General features: G+C 60.3%; 16 protein-coding genes. 8 read left to right on the top strand and 8 right to left on the bottom strand.

The annotated features are described in order from the left end of the window. The first annotated feature begins 107 nt into the window (after nucleotides 1-107). The gene (locus tag ACQK2G_RS14760) at nucleotides 108-674 is read left to right on the top strand and encodes an EF-hand domain-containing protein (RefSeq protein WP_425405802.1); all 567 of its coding nucleotides are present in this window, start codon (nucleotides 108-110) and stop codon (nucleotides 672-674) included. 107 nt (nucleotides 675-781) lie between these two features. On the opposite strand, the gene ACQK2G_RS14755 is transcribed toward ACQK2G_RS14760, so the two are convergent. Then, a complete protein-coding gene (locus ACQK2G_RS14755) occupies nucleotides 782-1,669 on the bottom strand; it encodes a LysR substrate-binding domain-containing protein (protein WP_425405801.1) in 888 nt (295 codons plus the stop codon). A 151-nt stretch (nucleotides 1,670-1,820) separates the two neighbouring features. On the opposite strand from ACQK2G_RS14755, the gene ACQK2G_RS14750 reads away from it, so the two are divergent. Beyond that, a complete protein-coding gene (locus tag ACQK2G_RS14750) occupies nucleotides 1,821-2,993 on the top strand; it encodes a 2-aminoethylphosphonate--pyruvate transaminase (RefSeq protein ID WP_425405800.1) in 1,173 nt (390 codons plus the stop codon). 85 nt (nucleotides 2,994-3,078) lie between these two features. Continuing rightward, nucleotides 3,079-3,909: a phosphonoacetaldehyde hydrolase gene (gene phnX / locus ACQK2G_RS14745; protein WP_425405799.1), complete on the top strand. Its 831-nt coding sequence runs from the start codon at nucleotides 3,079-3,081 to the stop codon at nucleotides 3,907-3,909. 137 nt (nucleotides 3,910-4,046) lie between these two features. Here phnX and ACQK2G_RS14740 read toward each other — a convergent pair whose 3' ends face one another. From ACQK2G_RS14740 to ACQK2G_RS14725, 4 genes are all read right to left on the bottom strand, one after another. Beyond that, on the bottom strand, nucleotides 4,047-4,199 hold the full coding sequence (locus ACQK2G_RS14740) for a hypothetical protein (protein ID WP_425405798.1): 153 nt from the start codon (nucleotides 4,197-4,199) through the stop codon (nucleotides 4,047-4,049). Nucleotides 4,200-4,498: 299 nt separating this feature from the next. Next, the gene (locus ACQK2G_RS14735) at nucleotides 4,499-5,230 is read right to left on the bottom strand and encodes a glycerophosphodiester phosphodiesterase family protein (protein WP_425405797.1); all 732 of its coding nucleotides are present in this window, start codon (nucleotides 5,228-5,230) and stop codon (nucleotides 4,499-4,501) included. 35 nt (nucleotides 5,231-5,265) lie between these two features. Then, nucleotides 5,266-6,843, bottom strand: coding sequence for an alkaline phosphatase family protein (locus tag ACQK2G_RS14730; RefSeq protein WP_425405796.1), 1,578 nt, complete (start codon nucleotides 6,841-6,843; stop codon nucleotides 5,266-5,268). Nucleotides 6,844-6,948: 105 nt separating this feature from the next. Next, on the bottom strand, nucleotides 6,949-7,914 hold the full coding sequence (locus tag ACQK2G_RS14725) for a calcium/sodium antiporter (RefSeq protein ID WP_425405795.1): 966 nt from the start codon (nucleotides 7,912-7,914) through the stop codon (nucleotides 6,949-6,951). A gap of 284 nt (nucleotides 7,915-8,198) precedes the next feature. On the opposite strand from ACQK2G_RS14725, the gene ACQK2G_RS14720 reads away from it, so the two are divergent. The 5 genes from ACQK2G_RS14720 (at nucleotide 8,199) to ACQK2G_RS14700 (ending at nucleotide 15,159) form a co-directional block, all read left to right on the top strand. Then, entirely contained in the window at nucleotides 8,199-9,365 is a 1,167-nt protein-coding gene (locus tag ACQK2G_RS14720) for an iron-containing alcohol dehydrogenase (protein ID WP_425405794.1), read from the top strand. A gap of 79 nt (nucleotides 9,366-9,444) precedes the next feature. Next, the gene (locus ACQK2G_RS14715; protein WP_425405793.1) at nucleotides 9,445-10,320 is read left to right on the top strand and encodes a helix-turn-helix domain-containing protein; all 876 of its coding nucleotides are present in this window, start codon (nucleotides 9,445-9,447) and stop codon (nucleotides 10,318-10,320) included. A 56-nt stretch (nucleotides 10,321-10,376) separates the two neighbouring features. Beyond that, nucleotides 10,377-11,120 (top strand): AzlC family ABC transporter permease, encoded by a 744-nt coding sequence (locus tag ACQK2G_RS14710; RefSeq protein ID WP_425405792.1) that lies wholly within the window; start codon nucleotides 10,377-10,379, stop codon nucleotides 11,118-11,120. After that, entirely contained in the window at nucleotides 11,113-11,427 is a 315-nt protein-coding gene (locus tag ACQK2G_RS14705) for an AzlD family protein (RefSeq protein WP_425405791.1), read from the top strand. Before ACQK2G_RS14710 ends, ACQK2G_RS14705 begins: the two co-directional genes overlap by 8 nt. Nucleotides 11,428-11,517: 90 nt before the next feature. Then, nucleotides 11,518-15,159: a hydantoinase B/oxoprolinase family protein gene (locus ACQK2G_RS14700; protein ID WP_425405790.1), complete on the top strand. Its 3,642-nt coding sequence runs from the start codon at nucleotides 11,518-11,520 to the stop codon at nucleotides 15,157-15,159. 28 nt (nucleotides 15,160-15,187) lie between these two features. Here ACQK2G_RS14700 and ACQK2G_RS14695 read toward each other — a convergent pair whose 3' ends face one another. The 3 genes from ACQK2G_RS14695 to ACQK2G_RS14685 all read right to left on the bottom strand — a co-directional run bounded on the left by ACQK2G_RS14695 (nucleotide 15,188) and on the right by ACQK2G_RS14685 (nucleotide 19,269). Next, the gene (locus tag ACQK2G_RS14695; RefSeq protein WP_425405789.1) at nucleotides 15,188-15,589 is read right to left on the bottom strand and encodes a hypothetical protein; all 402 of its coding nucleotides are present in this window, start codon (nucleotides 15,587-15,589) and stop codon (nucleotides 15,188-15,190) included. 43 nt (nucleotides 15,590-15,632) lie between these two features. Continuing rightward, a complete protein-coding gene (locus ACQK2G_RS14690) occupies nucleotides 15,633-16,964 on the bottom strand; it encodes a DEAD/DEAH box helicase (RefSeq protein ID WP_425405788.1) in 1,332 nt (443 codons plus the stop codon). A 406-nt stretch (nucleotides 16,965-17,370) separates the two neighbouring features. Then, entirely contained in the window at nucleotides 17,371-19,269 is a 1,899-nt protein-coding gene (locus ACQK2G_RS14685) for a PhoX family protein (protein WP_425405787.1), read from the bottom strand. Nucleotides 19,270-19,476 lie beyond the last annotated feature (207 nt).

Raw genomic sequence — 19,476 nt, 5'->3', positions numbered from 1 at the left:
TTGCGACCATTTTCCCGGATGGTCGGCATAGTTCTGCGACAATTGGGGTGTTTTCTCTGCTCACTGATTTCAACCGCACAACAGAAGCGAATGAAAGGACTAGTGTAATGGAAAACACCGAGAACAACGAGAACACCGAAAGCAATAACGAATCCCGCTCGCCGCGGCATAAAGGTCGGAGCGGCATGTGGATGGTCGTTCTGCTCGGCACCGCGGCTGCGCTGGGAACAGCGGCTTTCATGGGACACGCAGTTGCCTCCGGGGGCTTTGACGGCCATCACCGCGGCGGCCACGGCGGCCACGGCGGACCGCGCGGCGAAATGCTGTTCCGCACCTTCGACACGGACAAGGACGGTGCGATCACGGCGGCGGAAATCAATGCCGAAACGGAACGGCGTATCAGCTCTAATGACGCCAATGGCGATGGCGCGCTTTCCCTTCAGGAGTTCGAGGCCGTCTGGATGGAAATGATGCGCAACCGGATGGTCGATGCCTTCCAACGCTTCGACGACGACGGTGACGGCGTGATCACGAAAGCCGAAGTCGACGAGAAAACGTCTTGGATGCTGTCGCGCATGGACCGCAATGGCGACGGCAAGATCACACGTGAGGAACAGCGTCCTCGGTTCCGCCACGGTGACGGCGGCCGGTTTGAGGGCCACAAGGACGACTAACGGCAAGGTACCCGCCGGTGATTACTCCCCCAATCGCCGGATCAGGAGACGGCCCGGACCGGTTCCGGGCCGTTTCTCATTTCCGGATAAGTTATGATCGGGCCCGATCAGGATTGCCGGGCGGAGGCATCGGCCATCTGTGCGGCCAATTCCAGAAAAGCTCGAATGTTGCTCAACCGCCGGCGCCCTCGCAGGCAGACCGCGTATTCCGTGACTTCGATCGTGTCGGATCCTAGAGGCACTGTGACAAGTTCCCGATGGGGCTCATGCTCGCTTGCGATGACGACACCGAGGCCCAGCCCGGCCACGACCGCGGCCCGAACCGCTTCCCGCGATTCCACTTCCAGGACGTCGTTCAGGGTGAGACCGACCCTCATCGCGGCGCGTTCGAACAAGTCCCGAGTGACCGAGCGTCTTTCACGCAGCACCAAGGGTTGGCCGGAAAGGTCCATCAGGTTGACCCGGCGCCGTTTCGTCAGCGGATGGTCGCGGCGAGCGACCAGGACCAGCGGTGCCCGTCTAAATGGGAGCGCATGCAACTGGTTGTCGATCGGCACATTCGACAGCAAGGCGGCATCGACACGGTAGTCACGCAGATCCGCCAGGACCGATTCCATGTTTCCCATGGTTATCTTTAGTGCCAGACCCGGATAGCGATGGCGCAACCCGGCAAGCAGATCCATCGCGTCGCTGGGACTGTCCGCCCCGATTGTCAGGCTGCCATGGGCCAGGTTCTCCGTGCCGGCCAGGAGGGCTTCGGCTTCCTCCTGAAGCGATGTGAGCCGGTTCGTCACTTCCGCCAAAGAGCGCCCGAGATCCGTCAATTGAACCCCGCGGCCGCGCCGGTCGAACAGGCGGACACCATAGCCGGTTTCAAGCGCCTTCACCTGGGAGGAGAGGGTCGGTTGACCGACATTCAATGCCCGCGCCGCCTTCGAAAAACTGCCTTCCGTCGCAACCGCGTGGAATGCTCTTAAATGCGTGATGTTGATCATGAATATGTATTTATCAGATCAATAGATAAGATCAATAATATGCATTGGACGGATGGTATCGGGGCTGGCATATCCCAACGCAAGGATGGCATGGCGGTCGCTTCTCCTATCGCGGGGTAGGCGACGTCCATTGAACGAATGGCGGAAAAGAATGACGAAGACACTGAAAGAAGCGGCCGAGGCCTATAAAATGGGCCGAAAGCCCACTGCCGACGAACCATTGCTGCTGACGCCCGGGCCCCTGACAACCACGACAAGCGTGAAACGCGCCATGTTGAAGGACTGGGGATCCTGGGACGCACCGTTTCGAGAACTTAATGCCGATATTCGCCGGCGTCTGGTCGATATCTCGGGGGGCGGCGAAGAATACACCGCCGTACCATTGCAGGGCAGCGGCACCTTCGTCGTCGAGGCGATGCTCGGCACTTTCGTACCGCGGGGCGGAAAGGTTCTGATGCTCGCCAATGGTGCGTATGGCGAGCGGGCAATCAAGGTCTGCGAAAGGATGGGACGTGAAACGGTCGTTTATCGAACCGCGGAAAATGAAGCGCCCTCGGCCGCGAAGGTCGCGGATCATCTGCGGGATGAGACGATCGATTACGTCTTCATGGTCCATTGCGAGACCACCAGCGGTATCCGCAATCCGGTCGAAGCCATCGCAGAGGTCGTCCAGGAAAAGGGCCGCCGACTGCTCGTCGATGCGATGAGCGCCTTTGGGGCACTGCATTTGGATGCAAAGTCGGTGCGCTACGATGCGATTGCCGCCAGCGCGAACAAATGCCTCGAGGGTGTGCCGGGGATGGGATTCGTCATCTGCAACAAATCCGTCCTGGCGGCACGGGAGGGCAACGCGCATTCGGTCAGTCTCGACCTGCACGATCAATGGTCATACATGGAAAAGACACGTCAGTGGCGTTTCACGCCGCCGACCCATGTGATCGCGGCCTTCCACCAAGCCTTGCTGGAGTACGAAGCGGAAGGCGGGGTGCGGGCAAGGGGCACCCGTTACGAGGTCAATTGCGAGCATCTCGTCAAAGGGATGCGCGCCTTGGGCTTCCGGACTTTCCTGAACGATGCCGAACAGGCGCCGATCATCGTCTGTTTTCATGCACCGGAAGACCCGAATTATGCCTTTACCGATTTTTATGGCCGCTTGGCGAGGCGCGGCTACGTGATTTATCCAGGCAAGCTGACGCAGCTGGAAACCTTCCGCGTCGGCTGCATCGGTTCGATGGGGCCGTCGGATGTTGATGGTGTCGTTGCGACCGTCGCCGAGGTCCTGGCGGAAATGGGCGTTTCCAACGGCACGTCGAACGCGGCCTGATCGAACTCGCCCAACGGAATTCATGAATTTTTGCGGGCCACCGGAAACCGTGGCGAACCGCGTGTCTGATTGAAAGGGAATAGAAATGCCCAACGGGAGCGCAGGAAGCTTCACCGGTCCGATCGAAGCGGTCATCTTCGACAATGCCGGAACCATTGTCGATTTCGGCTGTATCGCGCCGGTTATGGCCTTTGTAGAAATCTTCAAACGGCGCAAGGTCGATATCACGGTTGCCGAGGCGCGGGAGCCCATGGGTGCGGCGAAGCGCGACCACATCGTGCAATTGCTTGCGATGCCGCGTGTCGCAGATGCGTGGAAACAGGCGCATGGCGCCGCTTCGACGGAATCCGATGTAGATGCCATGTATGCGGATTTCCTACCGTTACAGATTCAATGCCTGACCGATTATTCGACGGTCATTCCCGGGACGGCTGAATTGTTCGCAGGTTTGCGCAAGGATGGCATCGGGATCGCGACGACGACCGGATATCCGTCCGAAGTGATGTCCGTCCTGTCTGCGAAACTCACCGAGCAGGGGATCGCGCCGGATGCCATGGTTTGTGCGAGTGATGTCGCGCATGGCCGACCCTATCCCGACATGTGCCTGACCGCGGGCATGAAGCTCGGCGTCACGAATGTGAAGGCATGCATCAATATCGATGACAGTGCTCCAGGACTGGAAGCTGGTCTTGCGGCGGGGATGTGGACCGTGGGTCTCGCTTGTTCCGGGAACGAGGTCGGCTTGTCGCATGACGAATGGAGGGCCTTGTCGGATACCGAACGCGACGACCATTTCGCGCGCGCCCGCAAGGCGCTGGATGCGACGGGCGCACATTACGTGGTTCCGACCATCGGGGATCTTGGCCCGGTCCTGGCTGATATAAACCGCCGTCTTGCTGCGGGAGAAAAACCCTGATCCGGGATTGATCGCCTGGAAAAAGAAAAACCCCGCCGATGACGGCGGGGTTTTTCACAAGGGGTACGCTTTCGCGTTGGGGTCTTAAAACGATAAAACTAGAATACGCTTAATGAACCCCTGCCGGCTTTTTGCCGTTAGGCGACCGCTTTCGCACGCTTGTTGTTGGCGGGCGTGATGCGGCTGGCAAGCCGGAAGGAAACCGACCGAATAATCTTGGTCAGGTCGGCCGACGCCGGCACCATGGACTGAGCTACGATCAGTTCCGGGTGAGCATGGTTAAATTTCATCGCACTATCCTCCAAAGAGTATGAGTTTCGGAGGCGGCGCGTCGCTCCCACCCAAAGGGAGCCGGGACGTTGGCCGCTGTCTCTATGCGGCCGAAATAGGGCGGATTTCTCTCATTGAGAAATACCAAATTTGCATCTCGCCCATGCATTGAATGCATACCGGGCGAGCATTGGAAAATTTGATGAAAAGCGACTTCTTCAGGTCGCTGGGCGTCCAGAAACCGTTGGATCCGTCCTGATTGTCACCAAATGGAGACAAAGCCCGGAAAGCAGTTATATAAAATGCTATCTATCTCGCATCAAATGAACATATCCGGGTAGTCCGTGATAATGCAATTCACGCCCCAACCGAAAAGTTTCTCTGCCAACGGCACCTCGTTGACCGTGTAGCAGCGCAAAGGCACACCGCTCGTAACGATCTGTCCGGCAATCTCCTTTTCCAGGCGGAAGGCATTGCAATGAACGGCAGTCGCGCCGAGCGCGGCGATTTCCTGGCGCCATTCCGCCGGCACCCGCCCCCATAGTTGGGCGACCTCAATTTCGGATCCCAACAGGGGAATCGCGGCCGCCAGGGATTCTTTGGAAAAGCTGGATACGACGGGGGGTGGAATGTCCTCGGGCCAATGACCGTCGATTTCCTTGGCGACCGCCATACCGGTCTCCTTTTCGTGTCCCTTGCACGGCTTGATTTCAACATTGGCGCCCATGCCGAGTTCCGAGAGCAGCATCATCACCTGACGGAATGTCGGTATTGGCTCACCTGCAAAGTCGGGACCAAACCAGGCACCGACATCGAGATGAACAAGATCGGCAATGTCGAGGTCGCAGGCCCTGTGGGTCACGCCCGCCGTGCGCTCCAATGTTTCGTCATGGTTCAGAAAGACGCGGCCATCCTTGCTCAACATGCAGTCGAACTCGACCCAGGTCGCGCCGAGTTCGTGCGCCGTGCGGATGGCGGCCAAGGTGTTTTCCGGCGCATGGCCGCTGGCGCCGCGATGCGCGATGATACGGGGGACGTCGATCTTGCTCATTCCTGGCTCGTGCAAAAGGGGATTGTGGAGAGGGATCAGAGGTGGTCGTGCCTGTCGTCAGGCTGTTCGTAAAGCCCTTCATGGACATGGGAATAGGTCAGAACGCGTTCATCGTTCATCATCCGCCAACTCAACATTTTCTGTGCGTATTCCGCAACAACGGGGGCATAGGCCGGATCCTGGGCCACGTTCGTCAACTGGTCCGGGTCTTTCGACAGGTCGTAGAGCAGCGGCGGCAGGGCGGCGAAGTGGACGTATTTGAACTTGTCGTCGCGGATCGAACTCATCGCGCATTCATCCGACCGAAGGTCCAGCCGGCCTTCGGCTTTGCGGACGACATTGTCGCGGAAATCGTATTCGTGATGGACTTCCTTGCGCCAGCCTTCGGGTGTCCGTCCCTCCAGCCATGCCGTTAGGGGCGCCCCGTCGCATTGACGTGGAATGGGGGCATCGAACAGGTCGAGGATTGTCGGCATGACGTCCACGGATTCGGTGTAGGCTTCCACCACGCGGCCGCGCGATGAATCGGCCCTGGCGCGCGGATCGCGAATGATCAGGGGGATATGAACAGCCTGATCATAGAATCCCGTTTTTCCAAGCATCCAATGATCGCCAAGCATTTCGCCGTGGTCCGAGGTCAGGATGATCAGGGTGTCGTCGTAGGCGCCGATGTCCTTCAGATGGTCGAGGACCCGTTGGAAACTGTCTTCCACCTGATTGATCATGCCGTAGTAGGTGGCGCGGATCTGGTCCAATTCCCGGCCGTTCAATTCGTGGCAGGCGATCTGCTTGCCTTCGTAGCAGGCGACCGCTTCTCGCGTACCAAGGCCCATGGTTTCCAACTCGTGGCGCATCCAGGGGTGGACGTTGACTTCTTCTTCCGGTGAGGCGGCGCGCACCGGCGACGGTACGCGGGCGGCGTCGTAGCGTGTATTGTAAGGTTCCGGCGCGATGAAGGGCGGGTGCGGTGAGATGTATGAGAGATGCGTGAACCAGGGGCGGCCTCGCTGGGCGTCGATATAGGTAATCGCGGCATCGGAGAGGAAGGCGGCGTTGCTGTCTTCCGAGGTGAAGACCGGCGGCGAATAGCTGTATCCCTTGTCTTCCGCCCCGGGATAATTCTTAACCGGCAGGAAGATGTCGAAGGGACGTTCCGGCAGGCTGTAGCCTTTCCGCTTCAAATCCGCGAACCAGAAGCCCATGTCCTCGTCCAGCCGGCAGATAAGCGACATGCCGGGCAGCACGCCCTCGTAAGTGTTGAAGACCGGGTCGCGGGTGTTCATGCCGCGTGGATCGGGTGAGATATCGGTATAGCCGAACAGCGCCGGATCGTAGCCCAGCTTGCGCATTTCCAGTGCCACATTGGTGAAACGCGCGTCCAGCGGCGTACCGTTGCGGATCGATCGATGATTATGCTGATAGGTGCCTGTCAAAAGGCTTGCACGCGACGGGCCGCAAGGGGCGGTGACCGAGTAATGCCGTTTGAAATAGACGCCCTCGGCGGCGAGCGCATCCACATGCGGTGTTTTCAACAAAGGGTGCCCGGCGGCAGAGAGGCTGTCACCCCGCCACTGATCGAACGTCACCAATAGAATATTCTTGAGCGACCCCATGGCCTCCCCGTCGACCGAAAGAGTTCCGACTTCTCCCGCACGGGAAGAAACCATGATTTTGTGACTGTTTCACGACGGTCCGTCCAGCGCATTCCTGAATGCGGGTCAGACCACCCCCAGGCGATAGCCGATAAAGCCCATATAGGTGACGTAGCCGCACAAGAGCATCGATGCTTCCAGCTTGGCGATCCGTTTATCCTTCCAGAGCATCGGGATGACAACGCCGGCGGCGGCCATCATGACCCACATGTCGATGGATTGAATGTCCGGGGAAATCGTCAGCGGCCGGATCATGGCCGTGATGCCCAGGATCGAAAGAACATTGAAGAGACAACTGCCCAACACATTGGCGATCGCGACATCCGAGTGCCCGCGTAGAGCGGCCACTACGGTGGCAGCGAGTTCCGGCAGGGACGTACCCAGCGCCACGAGCGTCAATCCGATGATCGATTCCGGCACACCGAATGCCCGCGCGATTGAGGTCGCGCCGTCGACGAGAAAATGCGCGCCGCCGACGAGACCCGCCAGGCCGATGACCAGGAAGGCGGCGATGACAAAGGCATTCTCGGGAACGTTTTCGGTCTCCTCGACCTCGCGTTCATGCAGGGCGGCCGAGGCCACGTCGCGTTTGTCCATGAAATAGGACCACGTCATGTAGGCGATCAGGGCGACGACCATGATCGCGCCGTGCCAGGCCTCGATGATCCCGTGCCAGCCCAGGACCGTCAGCAGGACGATCGACAGGAACATCGCGGTCGCATCGCGGCGGACGACGCCCGCGCTGCAGGTCAGCGCCGTAATGACGCCGCCCAAACCCAGGATCAGAAGGATATTTGCGATATTGCTGCCGACGACATTGCCGATGGCAAGGTCAGGCTGTCCGGCCAAGGCGGCCTGTACGGTAACCATGAGTTCCGGCGCCGAGGTCCCGAAACCGACAACCGTCAAACCGATCATGGCCGGCGATACGCCGATTTTCATGGCCAATCCAACAGCGCCGCGTAACGCCAACTCCCCGCCCAACGTCAAAATGACCAGGCCGGCCACGACTAACCCGATATCGATATGCATACAGCAATCCGTGCCCGTTCAGGGCTTAGAAATTCCGTCGCGCCGCACCGCCCACGCCCACATGGACCGGTGCCTCCCCCCACGACTGTTTCCCGTTTGAATTAAGGGTGCCACGTACGGCTTGCAAGGTCTGCAACAAAAACGGCGGTCATGGTTGCACTTGTGTCACGGATGCCGGCCGGCGGGCCGGGCTTGCAGGATGGCCAAGGCCGATGCAGTTTTTTCCTGACGAAACAGTCCAAATCGGCGGGCGTATTGGCCGAATACCGGGAGAGGGAGCGGGAATGACGATAGCGTTGCAGGGAAACTGGAGCTTTCCGACAAAGATACTGTTTGGGGCGGGCCGGATCGGCGAATTGCCCAAGTCCCTGAAAGGCGCCCGTGTGGAACGTCCTCTAATCGTGACCGATTCGGGGCTGCGGGATTTGCCGGCCTTCATGGCGTTGGAGCAGCTGCTCAAGGATGCTCGCGTCGAAGCAACGGTGTTTTCGGACGTCAAGGGAAACCCGGTCGGCAAGAATGTGTATGACGGCGTGGCGGTCTATCGTGAAAACGGCTGCGATGTGGTAATCGCCGTCGGCGGCGGCAGCGGTCTGGATGCCGGCAAGGTCATTGCTCTGATGGCCGGTCAAGAGCGCCCGATCTGGGATTTCGACGAGACGCCCGGCGCCTGGAAACAAGCGGATGCGTCGAAGATTCCGCCGATCATTGCGATCCCGACGACGGCAGGGACCGGGTCGGAGGTCGGCTGCGCCGGTGTCATCGTGAATGAGGAAACCAAGGTGAAGGTCATCATCTTTCATCCGAAGATGCTGCCCGCCACGGTGATTGCCGATCCTGAGTTGACCGTTGGGCTACCGCCCAAGATTACCGCGGCAACCGGGCTGGACGCGCTCACCCATTGCATCGAGGCCTATTCGGTGCCGGTTTTCCACCCGATGGCGGACGGAATTGCGCTGAACGGAATATACCTCATTGAGCAATCCCTGCCGGCTGCCTGCCATGACGGCGCGGATATCGAGGCCCGCGCCAGGATGCTTGCCGCCGCCAGCATGGGGGCGGTCGCGTTCCAGAAGGGGTTGGGCGCCGTGCACGCGATCGCGCACGCGGTCGGCGGTATCTACGACACCCATCACGGCCTGACCAATGCGGTGCTGTTGCCTTATGTTCTGTCCTTCAATCGTGAAGCCATTGCCGACAAAATTCCGCTGCTGGCCCAAACGCTGAACCTGCCGCGTCACAATTTCTCGGGGGTGTTGGATTGGGTTCAAGGGTTCAGCGCTTCCCTTGGTATCCCCGCGACCCTGGCGGAGATCGGTGTCGATACCGATCACGCGGACGCCGTGGGCGAAACCGCCTCCAGGGATTCCTGTGCTCGCGGTAACCCACGGCGTGTTTCGGCCGATGATCTGCGCCAATTGTTCGTCGATGCGGTGGAAGGGCGGCTCTGACGTGCCGGACTTCGCCAAGGCCGTGTGATCGCACAGTTCTACAAGCGCGGCCCCGGTGAAGCCTCTATAGTGACCCGTTATGTCGATCACTCAGGAACAGGCTATCCGGTTGAGCTCCATGGAAGGGTTCGATCCGGATAAGGACCGTGCCAAGATTTGGCGCGAAGCGCAGCATGACGGGCTGGAATGTCTGCATGCGCGTTTCACCCGCCATGCCTATGCGCCGCATGTTCACGACACCTATGTCGTCGGCGTCATCCTGGATGGGGCGGAATTGTTCCGCGCCTATGGAGTGTCGAATGTGGGCCTGCCGGGGCACGTAACCGCCCTGAACCCCGATGTGTTGCATGACGGCGCCCCCGGGGAGGCCGGATATCGATATCGAACCGCCTATCCGTCCGCCGATCTGATGCAGACAATTTCGGAGGAAATACAAGACCGTCCGGCAGGTTTGCCCTTTTTTCGATATCCGCTCTACAACGATCCCGAATTGGCGGTGATGATCGAGCAGATGCACAAGTTGTTCGAAATCGGTGCCCCGCGTTTGCAGGCGGATGCAGCCTTGGTCCGAACCCTGGGCGTCTTGATCGCGCGTCATGCCGATGACAAGCCGCTTGTCCGGCCCATCGGCCGGGAACGTGGTCTGGTGGCGAAGGTGTGCCGGTTGCTGGAGGATCGTCTGGATGAGGACCTTGGACTGCAGGAATTGGCACAAGACCTGAATGTCAGCCGTTTTCATCTGATCCGGGCCTTCAAGTCCGAATTGGGTGTTACACCCCATGCATTCCGCACCAGCGTCCGTATACAGAAGGCTCGCGGTTTGCTGCGCGGCGGTGCCGATCTGGCGGACACGGCGGTCGCCTGCGGATTCTACGATCAAAGCCATTTCAACAAGGCCTTCAAGGGCGTGGTCGGCGTCACACCGGGCAGTTACCGCACCGCGCTGGCCGCCTGATCTTCCGCACATTTTTCCAATACCAATCCGCGGCGCTGCGTTAGATGAGGCGGATGATGACCGATACCCAAATGCAAGACCCTGAAATCGAAAGAACAACGTTCTGGCCGGACACGATCCGTGGATTGATCGACATCTCTCCCTTGATGGCGGGCGCGGCGCCCTTTGCCCTGCTGCTCGGCTCTCTTGCAGTTCAGAAAGGGCTTTCGCCGGCCGAAGTGACCTTGATGAGCGTCATGGTCTATGCCGGCAGCGCGCAATTCATCGCCATTGATATCTGGCAGACACCAGCCCCGGTCCTGGCGATCGTCGGCACCACATTGCTGGTCAACCTCCGGCATCTATTGATGGGGGCGGCGCTGGCGCCGCATCTTGGAAATCTGAGCCCGGTCGGCAGGTTCTTTACGGTCTCGGTCCATTCCGACGAAACTTGGGCGATGGCGCTGCGCCGGGCACAGTCCCATGGCAGCGCGGGTGTGACGCCTGGCTACATCTTCGGGGTATTCGTGCTGTTCTATCTGCAATGGCCCTTTTGGACCTTTGTCGGCGCGATGAGCGGCGGGTTGGTCGACGATCCCGCAGCCTACGGCTTCGACTTCGTCTTCCCGGCCGTCTTCATCACGCTGGTGATCGGGTTTTGGCGGGCCAGCCGTCAGACCCTGGTTGTCCTGGTCAGCCTCGCGACCGCCTTGGCCGTCTATCACCTTGTCGAAGGTGTCTGGTACATCTTCGTCGCCGGGCTGGCAGGGACCGTGACGGGCGGCCTTCTCCACAAGGGGGAGGCCGCAACCGATGCCTGAATGGTTTGCTCTCGATACGGTGACCGTCGCAGCCATCCTTGGGATGGCCGGGGTAACCTGGCTCACCCGCATGACCGGCTATGCTCTCGCCCGTCGCATTGCGATCACCGGGCGGGCGAAAGCGGCGCTGGAAGCGATGCCGCCGGCGATCCTGACAGCCATTATCGCACCAATGGCGCTGAGTGAGGGAATTCCGGAGGCGGTCGCCGCGGCAGTGACCGTCCTTGCCGCCCTGCGCCTGCCGACACTGGTCGCGGTTGCCGTGGGGGTGGCGACCGTCGTTCTGCTCAGATCGTTGCCGCTGTAACCACCGTCTTGACTCTTCCCAGTCCGGGTAAGACTTCTAGGTAACGCGCGATGACGTCTCCGCGCGGCGACTTTTCCACTGGGGGTTTGGATGACGACGGATACCACGGATACGACAGCTCTGCCTAAGGACGGATGGCAATTCTGGGTCGACCGGGGCGGTACGTTCACGGATATTGTTGCCCGCAAGCCCGATGGGAATGTCATCACCCACAAGCTGTTGTCGGAAAACCCGGAAGCGTACCGGGATGCGGCGGTCCAGGGCATTCGCGATTTGCTCGGCATTTCAAAGAGCGATCCGATTCCGGCCGAACGGATCGACGCGGTGAAGATGGGAACCACCGTCGCCACCAATGCGCTGTTGGAGCGCAAGGGCGACCGCACCTTGCTTGCCATAACCAAGGGCTTCAGGGACGCGCTGCGGATCGGCTATCAGGCCCGCCCAAATCTGTTCGACCGTCACATCGTCCTGCCGGAAATGCTGTACGAACGCGTCGCGGAAATCGTTGAACGCGTCGACGCGCAGGGCAATGTCATGACCCCGCTCGATGCCGAGGATGCACGGGCCAAGATGCAGGCGGCCTATGATGATGGCATCCGCGCCGTCGCGGTGGTCTGCATCCATGGTTACAAATACAGCGACCATGAAGCCGCTCTTGCGGAAATCGCCCGGGAAATCGGTTTCACGCAGATTTCGACCAGTCACCAGACCAGTCCGCTAATGCGCCTTGTCGGGCGTGGAGACACGACGGTCGTCGATGCCTATTTGTCGCCTATCCTGCGCCGTTATGTCGAACAGGTCGCGGACGAGCTTGGCGATGTGCGTCTGCAGTTCATGCAGTCGAATGGCGGTTTGACCGACGCGCATCTCTTCCAGGGAAAGGACGCGATCCTGTCCGGGCCCGCCGGCGGAATTGTCGGAGCGGTACAGACCAGCGGGCGCGCCGGATTTGAGAAGATCATCACTTTCGACATGGGCGGTACCTCGACGGACGTCGCCCATTATGACGGGGAATACGAGCGTGCCTTCGAGACACAGGTCGCCGGCGTACGGATGCGCGCCCCGATGATGTTGATCCATACCGTCGCCGCCGGCGGTGGTTCGATCTGCCATTTCGACGGGTCGCGCTATCGGGTGGGCCCGGAAAGCGCAGGGGCCAATCCCGGCCCGGCCGCCTATCGGCGCGGCGGACCGCTATGCGTCACCGACTGCAATGTCATGCTGGGCAAGCTGACCCCGGATTTCTTCCCGCCGGTCTTCGGTCCCAACCAGGACCAACCGCTGGATCGCGATGCGGTCGTGGAAAAGTTCGAAGCATTGGCCGCTGAGATCAAACAGGCGACCGGCGATGACCGTAGCCCGGTTGAGGTAGCGGACGGTTTCCTGAAGATCGCCGTCGAAAACATGGCGAATGCGATCAAGAAGATATCCGTTCAGCGCGGCTATGATGTCACCGAATACACCCTGGTCAGTTTCGGCGGCGCTGGCGGGCAGCATGCCTGCCTGATCGCCGACACCTTGGGTATGAAATCCGTTCTGTTGCATCCCTTCGCCGGCGTTCTGTCCGCATATGGAATGGGCTTGGCCGATGTTCGGGCATTGCGTGAACAATCGATCGAACTGGAACTCGGGTCGGACTCCCGGGCGCAGGTGGGGTCGGTGTTGGATGGCCTTGCGGCGGAAGCGCATGACGAACTGTCCAGGCAGGACGTTACGGAAGACCGCATCACCGTCCTGCGCCGTGTGCATCTCCGCTATCAGGGGTCGGACAATGCCCTCGAGGTTCCTTTCGGCACGATCGAGGAGATGCAACGGAGTTTCGAGGAGGCCTACAAGAGCCGTTTCGGTTTCCTGATGCAGGGCAAGCCGTTGATTTTCGAAGCCGCCGCCGTTGAAGCGATCGGTATTCAGGCAAAAAGCGGTGAACCCTCCGGCGGCGGTTCGGGGGACCTTCCGGCCCCGCTGGCCACGGTTCAGGCCTATATGGCGGGCGCCCATCACGATACGCCGGTCTATGATCGCGAAGCGCTGCATCCGGGAAACCAGATCCACGGCCCCGCAGTCATCAGGGAGCCGGTTGCGACCACGGTCATCGAGCCGGGTTGGCGCGCCACCTATACGGAAACGGGCAATCTTGTGCTGGAGCGCGTGGTGCCGTTAAAGCGGACGGTTGCCATTGGTACGGATAGCGACCCGGTCATGTTGGAGGTCTTCAACAACCTCTTCATGTCGATCGCCGAGCAAATGGGCTTCCGGCTGCAGAACACGTCCTATTCCGTCAATATCAAGGAGCGGCTGGACTTTTCCTGCGCCATTTTCGACGTCGATGGGAACCTGATCGCCAATGCGCCCCATATGCCGGTCCATCTGGGCTCGATGGGCGAAAGCATCCGCGCCGTCCTGCGGAACAATGACGTGATCCGGCGGGGCGACAGCTATGTCCTCAACAACCCCTATAACGGCGGCACGCATTTGCCGGACGTGACCGTGGTAACGCCGGTCTTCGACGAGAAGGAGGACGTAATCCGTTTCTTCGTGGCCAGCCGTGGCCACCATGAGGATATTGGCGGGCGAACCCCGGGGTCCGCGCCGCCGGACGCCACGCATATCGAGGAAGAGGGCGTCCTGATCGACAATTTCAAGATGGTCGATCAGGGGACATTCCGGGACAAGGAAATGCGGGAAGTCCTAACCGGTGGAAAGTATCCCTGCCGGGTGCCCGATAAGAATATGGCGGATCTCATTGCCCAGCAGGCGGCAAACGAGAAGGGGATCCAGGAACTGCACAAGATGATCGCCCATTTCGGATGGGATGTCGTGCAGGCCTATACCAAACATGTTCAGGACAATGCCGAAGAGTCCGTCCGACGCGTGATCGGTGCGCTCAAGGATGGGGAATTCACCTATCCGATGGACAATGGCGGTCAGATCAAGGTGAAGATTACCGTCGATCAAAAGAACCGTTCCGCGGTGTTGGACTTCGCCGGAACCTCCGGCGCGATGCCGAACAACTTCAATGCACCCTCGGCGGTCTGCCGGGCGGCTGTGCTCTATGTCTTCCGCACCCTCGTTGACGACAACATCCCCATGAATGAAGGATGCCTGAAGCCGATCGAGATCATTCTGCCGGAAAACTGTTTGTTGAAGGCGCAATACCCGTCTGCTGTTTTGGCTGGAAATGTCGAGACCTCGCAGGCCGTTACCGATGCCCTCTACGGCGCGCTCGGCGTCATGGGCGCGGCTCAGGGAACGATGAACAACTTCATCTTCGGCAATGCGCGGTACCAGTATTATGAGACGATCTGCGGTGGGTCCGGCGCCGGGCCGGATTTCGATGGGACCGATGCCGTGCATACACATATGACGAATGCGCGCCTGACAGACCCGGAGGTCTTGGAATTCCGGTACCCGGTAATCCTTGAGGAATTCTTGATCCGGGATGGATCGGGCGGTCGCGGCAAACACCGCGGCGGCAACGGCACACGGCGTCGTATCCGGTTCCTGGAAGACATGGACCTGACGATTGTTTCGAACCACCGCATCGTGCCGCCATACGGCATGGCAGGCGGAGAGCCAGGCGCGCTTGGCCGGACCTGGATAGAACGCAGCGACGGCACCGTTCTGGAAATGAAGCATGCCGATATCCAACCCGTGAGAGCAGGCGATGTCGGTTGCGTGGAAACACCGGGCGGTGGCGGTTTCGGCACGCCGGTTGCGCTGGCTGCGGAGTAACCGGACCTGGAAGCGAGGGCAGCGGCCGTTAAAAGGCGTTGTCCCCTTCCATCCTGGTGGTCGCAATCCAAGCCCGTGCTTCATTCATATTGCGGAAAATAGCTTCGCGTCGTTGCACGCCGACTGAAACGGCGATCATCAGTCGCACCATACGCTCTTCCTGCGGACCAAGTACCACGTAGGCCGAGGCGCAATTGTTTCGGTAGGTGTTCAATTTTCGCCGACGTTTGACGATATCCCGCAGCAGCTCGATCGTCAGGGAGGTGAAATCCATTGCCCGCATGTCCCAGATCACGTCGGCGTCGACCGGGATTGTGCCTGTCGCTTTCACCTTCGCGAAAGATGAAATGACGTCGTCCGGCACCGGTACACCGATGACTCGGGCGTACAAAGTTCTCGATTGTTGGTCGTAATGGACTTCGATCGGCATGGGGCGGCACCGTAATTGGATACCGCCCCACTCTGTCCGACCGTTACTTGCGCCGCAAGCCTTGGGTGCCGTCCGGCACGGCCTGTGCGACAGGCGCCGCGGCGGCTGCCGGGGCGGCGGGGCCACGACGTTGCTGCGGCTTCTTGTTCCGGTTGCGATTGCGGTTTTTCGGATTGGGTTTGCCCCCGAAGCCGCCGCGATTCCCGGGGCGCTTGCCTTTCGGTCCACGCGGCCGGTCTTCAGCCACCGGTTCATTGCCGTCCTGATCGCCCAAGCGGCGACCGATCAGGCGTTCGATGTCCCGCAGAAGGCCTTTTTCCGTGTGATCGCAAAGCGATATGGCAATGCCGCTCTTCCCGGCGCGTCCTGTCCGGCCGATACGATGGACATAGGCTTCCGGAATGTTCGGCAGTTCGAAGTTGACCACATGGGTGACGCCGTCGATGTCGATGCCGCGGGCGGCGATATCCGTTGCCACCAGCGTCGGTACTTTGCCTTTCTTGAATGCCTGCAGGGCGCGGTCGCGCTGACCCTGGCTCTTGTCGCCATGGATGGCGGCTGCGGCCAAGCCGGCTTTTTCAAGATGTTGGCAAACCTTGTCTGCGCCTCGCTTGGTTCGGGTGAAGACGACCGTGCGCTCCACATCCTCACCCCGCAGAATGTCCACCAGGGTATCCCGCTTGGCGGTTTTCTGAACATGCATGATGCGCTGGTCGATCTGCTCGATCGGCCGCGACGCGGGGGCGACGGAAATCTCTTCTGGCTCGATCAGGATATCCTGGGCGAGTGCACGGATCGGTTTCGGCATGGTGGCCGACAACAGCACGGTCTGACGATCGCGCGGCAGTTCCGCGACGATTTTCCGGATCGCCGGCATGAAGCCCATGTCCAGCATCTGGTCCGCTTCATCCAGGATGAAGCTTTCGACGAAGTCCAGACGCACCTTGCCGGTGGCCATATGGTCCATCAAGCGGCCGGGGGTGGCGACGATGATGTCGACACCGCGGGCGATCGCCTGGACCTGCGGACCCGGACGGGCGCCGCCGACGACCAGAGCGGTCGAGTAACGCATGAAACGGGCATAGGTCCGAATGCTGTCATTGATCTGGGCGGCCAATTCGCGCGTCGGCGCCAGGATCAGGGCGGAACAACCGCGTTTCACGGGGCGGTCCTTGCTTTCGCGAATCCAATGCAGCAGCGGCAGCACGAAAGCGGCTGTTTTGCCGGTACCGGTCTGGGCGATCCCCAGAACGTCCTTCCCGTTCATCATCGCCGGAATCACGTCGGCCTGAATCGGGGTGGGGTTTTCGTAGCCTTCTTTCTGGACGGCACGAAGAATGGGCTCGGCGAGGCCAAGGTCTTGGAACGTTTTCAACAAAAATCCTTATCTGCAGGGCACGCGAACGGAGTCGCCCGGCCTGCGAGGGTACTGTTCAAATTTGGGAAGCTTGCGTAGATCAGCCGCCGGGTTTCTGGCGCTATCTGGCGCTATTGCGCTGAGAGCGGGATGCAGGGTCACGACGCATTCGTTAAAAGACGATCGGAAACATGCATCAAGCGCCGCCAACGATCGAACGTTTTCCACGCGCGGCGCGAAGTGGCCTCTGTAGACCATCTTTCTCGTTGCGGTGCAACAAAATTCGTATGGGCACCCTGTGCGGCTGAACGCCGGGTTAGAAAGCTGGAGGTTGGGCCCGAAAATGGAAGGGCGCCCCCTGAGGCCCATGGGGGCGCCGTCCATGCCCCGTCCCGAAGGACGGGGATAAACTGCCGAACGGCGTTTAGCCGATCAGTTCGTTGTCGTCGCGGGTGATTCCGATGACGGTCGACCGGGGTACGGAGGACCCGCCGCCCGGATAGTGGCTGCCGCCTTTCTCACCCGGATGCTGGATGCCGACGAACAGCGTTTTGCGATCCGCGCTCCAGGTAATGCCGGTGATCTCGCATTCCTTCGGGCCGACCATGAAGCGTTTGATCTCACCCGTGTCCGGATCGCCGACCAGCATCTGGTTGTTGCCATGACCGGCAAAGCCGTCCGTGTTCTTGTAGTTCCCGTCGGTCTGGATCCACAGCAAGCCGGTGGTATCGAAACCAAGGCCGTCCGGCGAATTGAACATGTTGTCCGCGTTGACGTTGGCGGATCCGGCTTCCGGGCCCGTATGGACGACCGGGTTGCCCGCGGTCACGAACAGATCCCATTCGAAACGCTCTGCTGCGTGGTCGCCATTGACCGGAACCCAGCGAACGACTTGACCGTACAGGTTCTTCTCACGCGGGTTCGGGCCGTTGACAGGCGTGTCGTCACCACCGGCATTCGGCTTGACGCCGCGGTTCTTGTTGTTGGTCAGGGCGCAATAGGCTTCGACCCGGTTCGGGTTGCAGGCAACCCATTCCGGACGGTCCATCGTGGTAGCGCCGACGGCGGAGGCGGCCATGCGCGTATGGATGCAGATTTCCGCTTGCGAGGCCATGCCGGTGCTTTCCGGCGTCAGGGCAACCCATTCACCCTTGCCGTCGTCGCTGAACTTCGCAACGTAGAGCGTGCCGGCGTCGAGCAGGTCACTGTTGTCGCCGCCGACGGCATATTTGCCTTCGGAAACGAACTTGTAGAGAAATTCGCCGCGCTCATCGTCTCCCAGATAGACGACGACGCGACCGTCGGCCGCCAGGGTGACCGCGGCATTTTCGTGCTTGAAGCGGCCCAGCGCGGTGCGCTTCTTGGGTGTCGAGGTGGGATCCAGGGGATTGATCTCAACGATGTAGCCATGACGATTCGGCTCGTTCGGCGTCTTGCTGATGTCGAAGCGTTCGTCGTGCTTCCACCAGTTGTAACCCCAATCTTCGTTGCCCACGCCGTAGCGTTTCAAGGCATCGCCAACCTTGTTCTCGGGATCCGTGCTGGCGTAATAGCCGTTGAAATTTTCCTCGCACGCCAGATAGGTGCCCCACGGGGTCATGCCGTTGCCGCAATTGTTGTAGGTGCCGAGAACGTTGGTGCCGGACGGGTCGGCGGCGGTCTTCAACAGATCGTGGCCGCGGGCGGGGCCGGTAATTTCCATCGGCGTATCGGCGGTAATGCGGCGGTTGTAGGGAGAATCCAGAACGATGTTCCAGCGGCCGTCCTTCTGTTCGATTTCAACGATCGAGACACCGTGGGCGGCCTTGCTCTTGCGGACATCGTCCGCGTTTTCGGCAAGACCGGACTCGCGGTTGCCGTGAATGATGCTGCGGTTCGTATACTCGTTGTTGACCGCCAGGATGGTGTGGTCGCCGTCGGTGAAAATCGACATGCCGTCATTATTGTCGCCGAAAGCCAGTTCCTGGCTGGCGCCTGTACCGCGCGTCGCTTCGTCGAACGGCAGGCTTTTCGACCACATCGGCTCACCCCAGGTGGCAACGATGTGCCAGCTATAGCCTTCCGGTACGGTGACGGTATCGAGCGTATTGGCGGCGACTTGCTTGAAAGCGAGGCGGCTGCCGGCCGCGGCGGCAGGCGACGGTGTCAGCGCCGTCGTCCCCATGACGAAAGCGGACGCCCCGAAAGCGATGGACGCGCCGAGGAAACGTCGGCGGGAGACGAGACGATCGACGATCTGGCTGAAATCGGTTTCTGCGGGCGGCGGATTGCGGCGCTCGTCGAATTCGTCGAATGACAGTATGTCTTTTGTGGTTTTCGGCATCTGATGCTTCCTTCGCGTTTAGCCTATACTCGCTGGGTTAACAACGGGTTGGGCTTATGGTCTGCCGAGTCCAGTTGCGGTCGGTTCGTTCGCTATTCGGACGGCCCAAGCGCCGCGCGGGAATTTTGCTGTCCCGTCGTCGGTCCACCGGCCGGATAAGATGATAGCATACCTCAAGAACGCTTGGACCATGGTCAACCATGGCAC

This window comes from Hwanghaeella sp. (assembly GCF_965227365.1).
Lineage (GTDB): Bacteria > Pseudomonadota > Alphaproteobacteria > UBA8366 > Aestuariispiraceae > Hwanghaeella.
The sequence above is the reverse complement of the archived record's forward strand: the minus strand, read 5'-3'. Positions and strand labels throughout refer to the sequence as shown.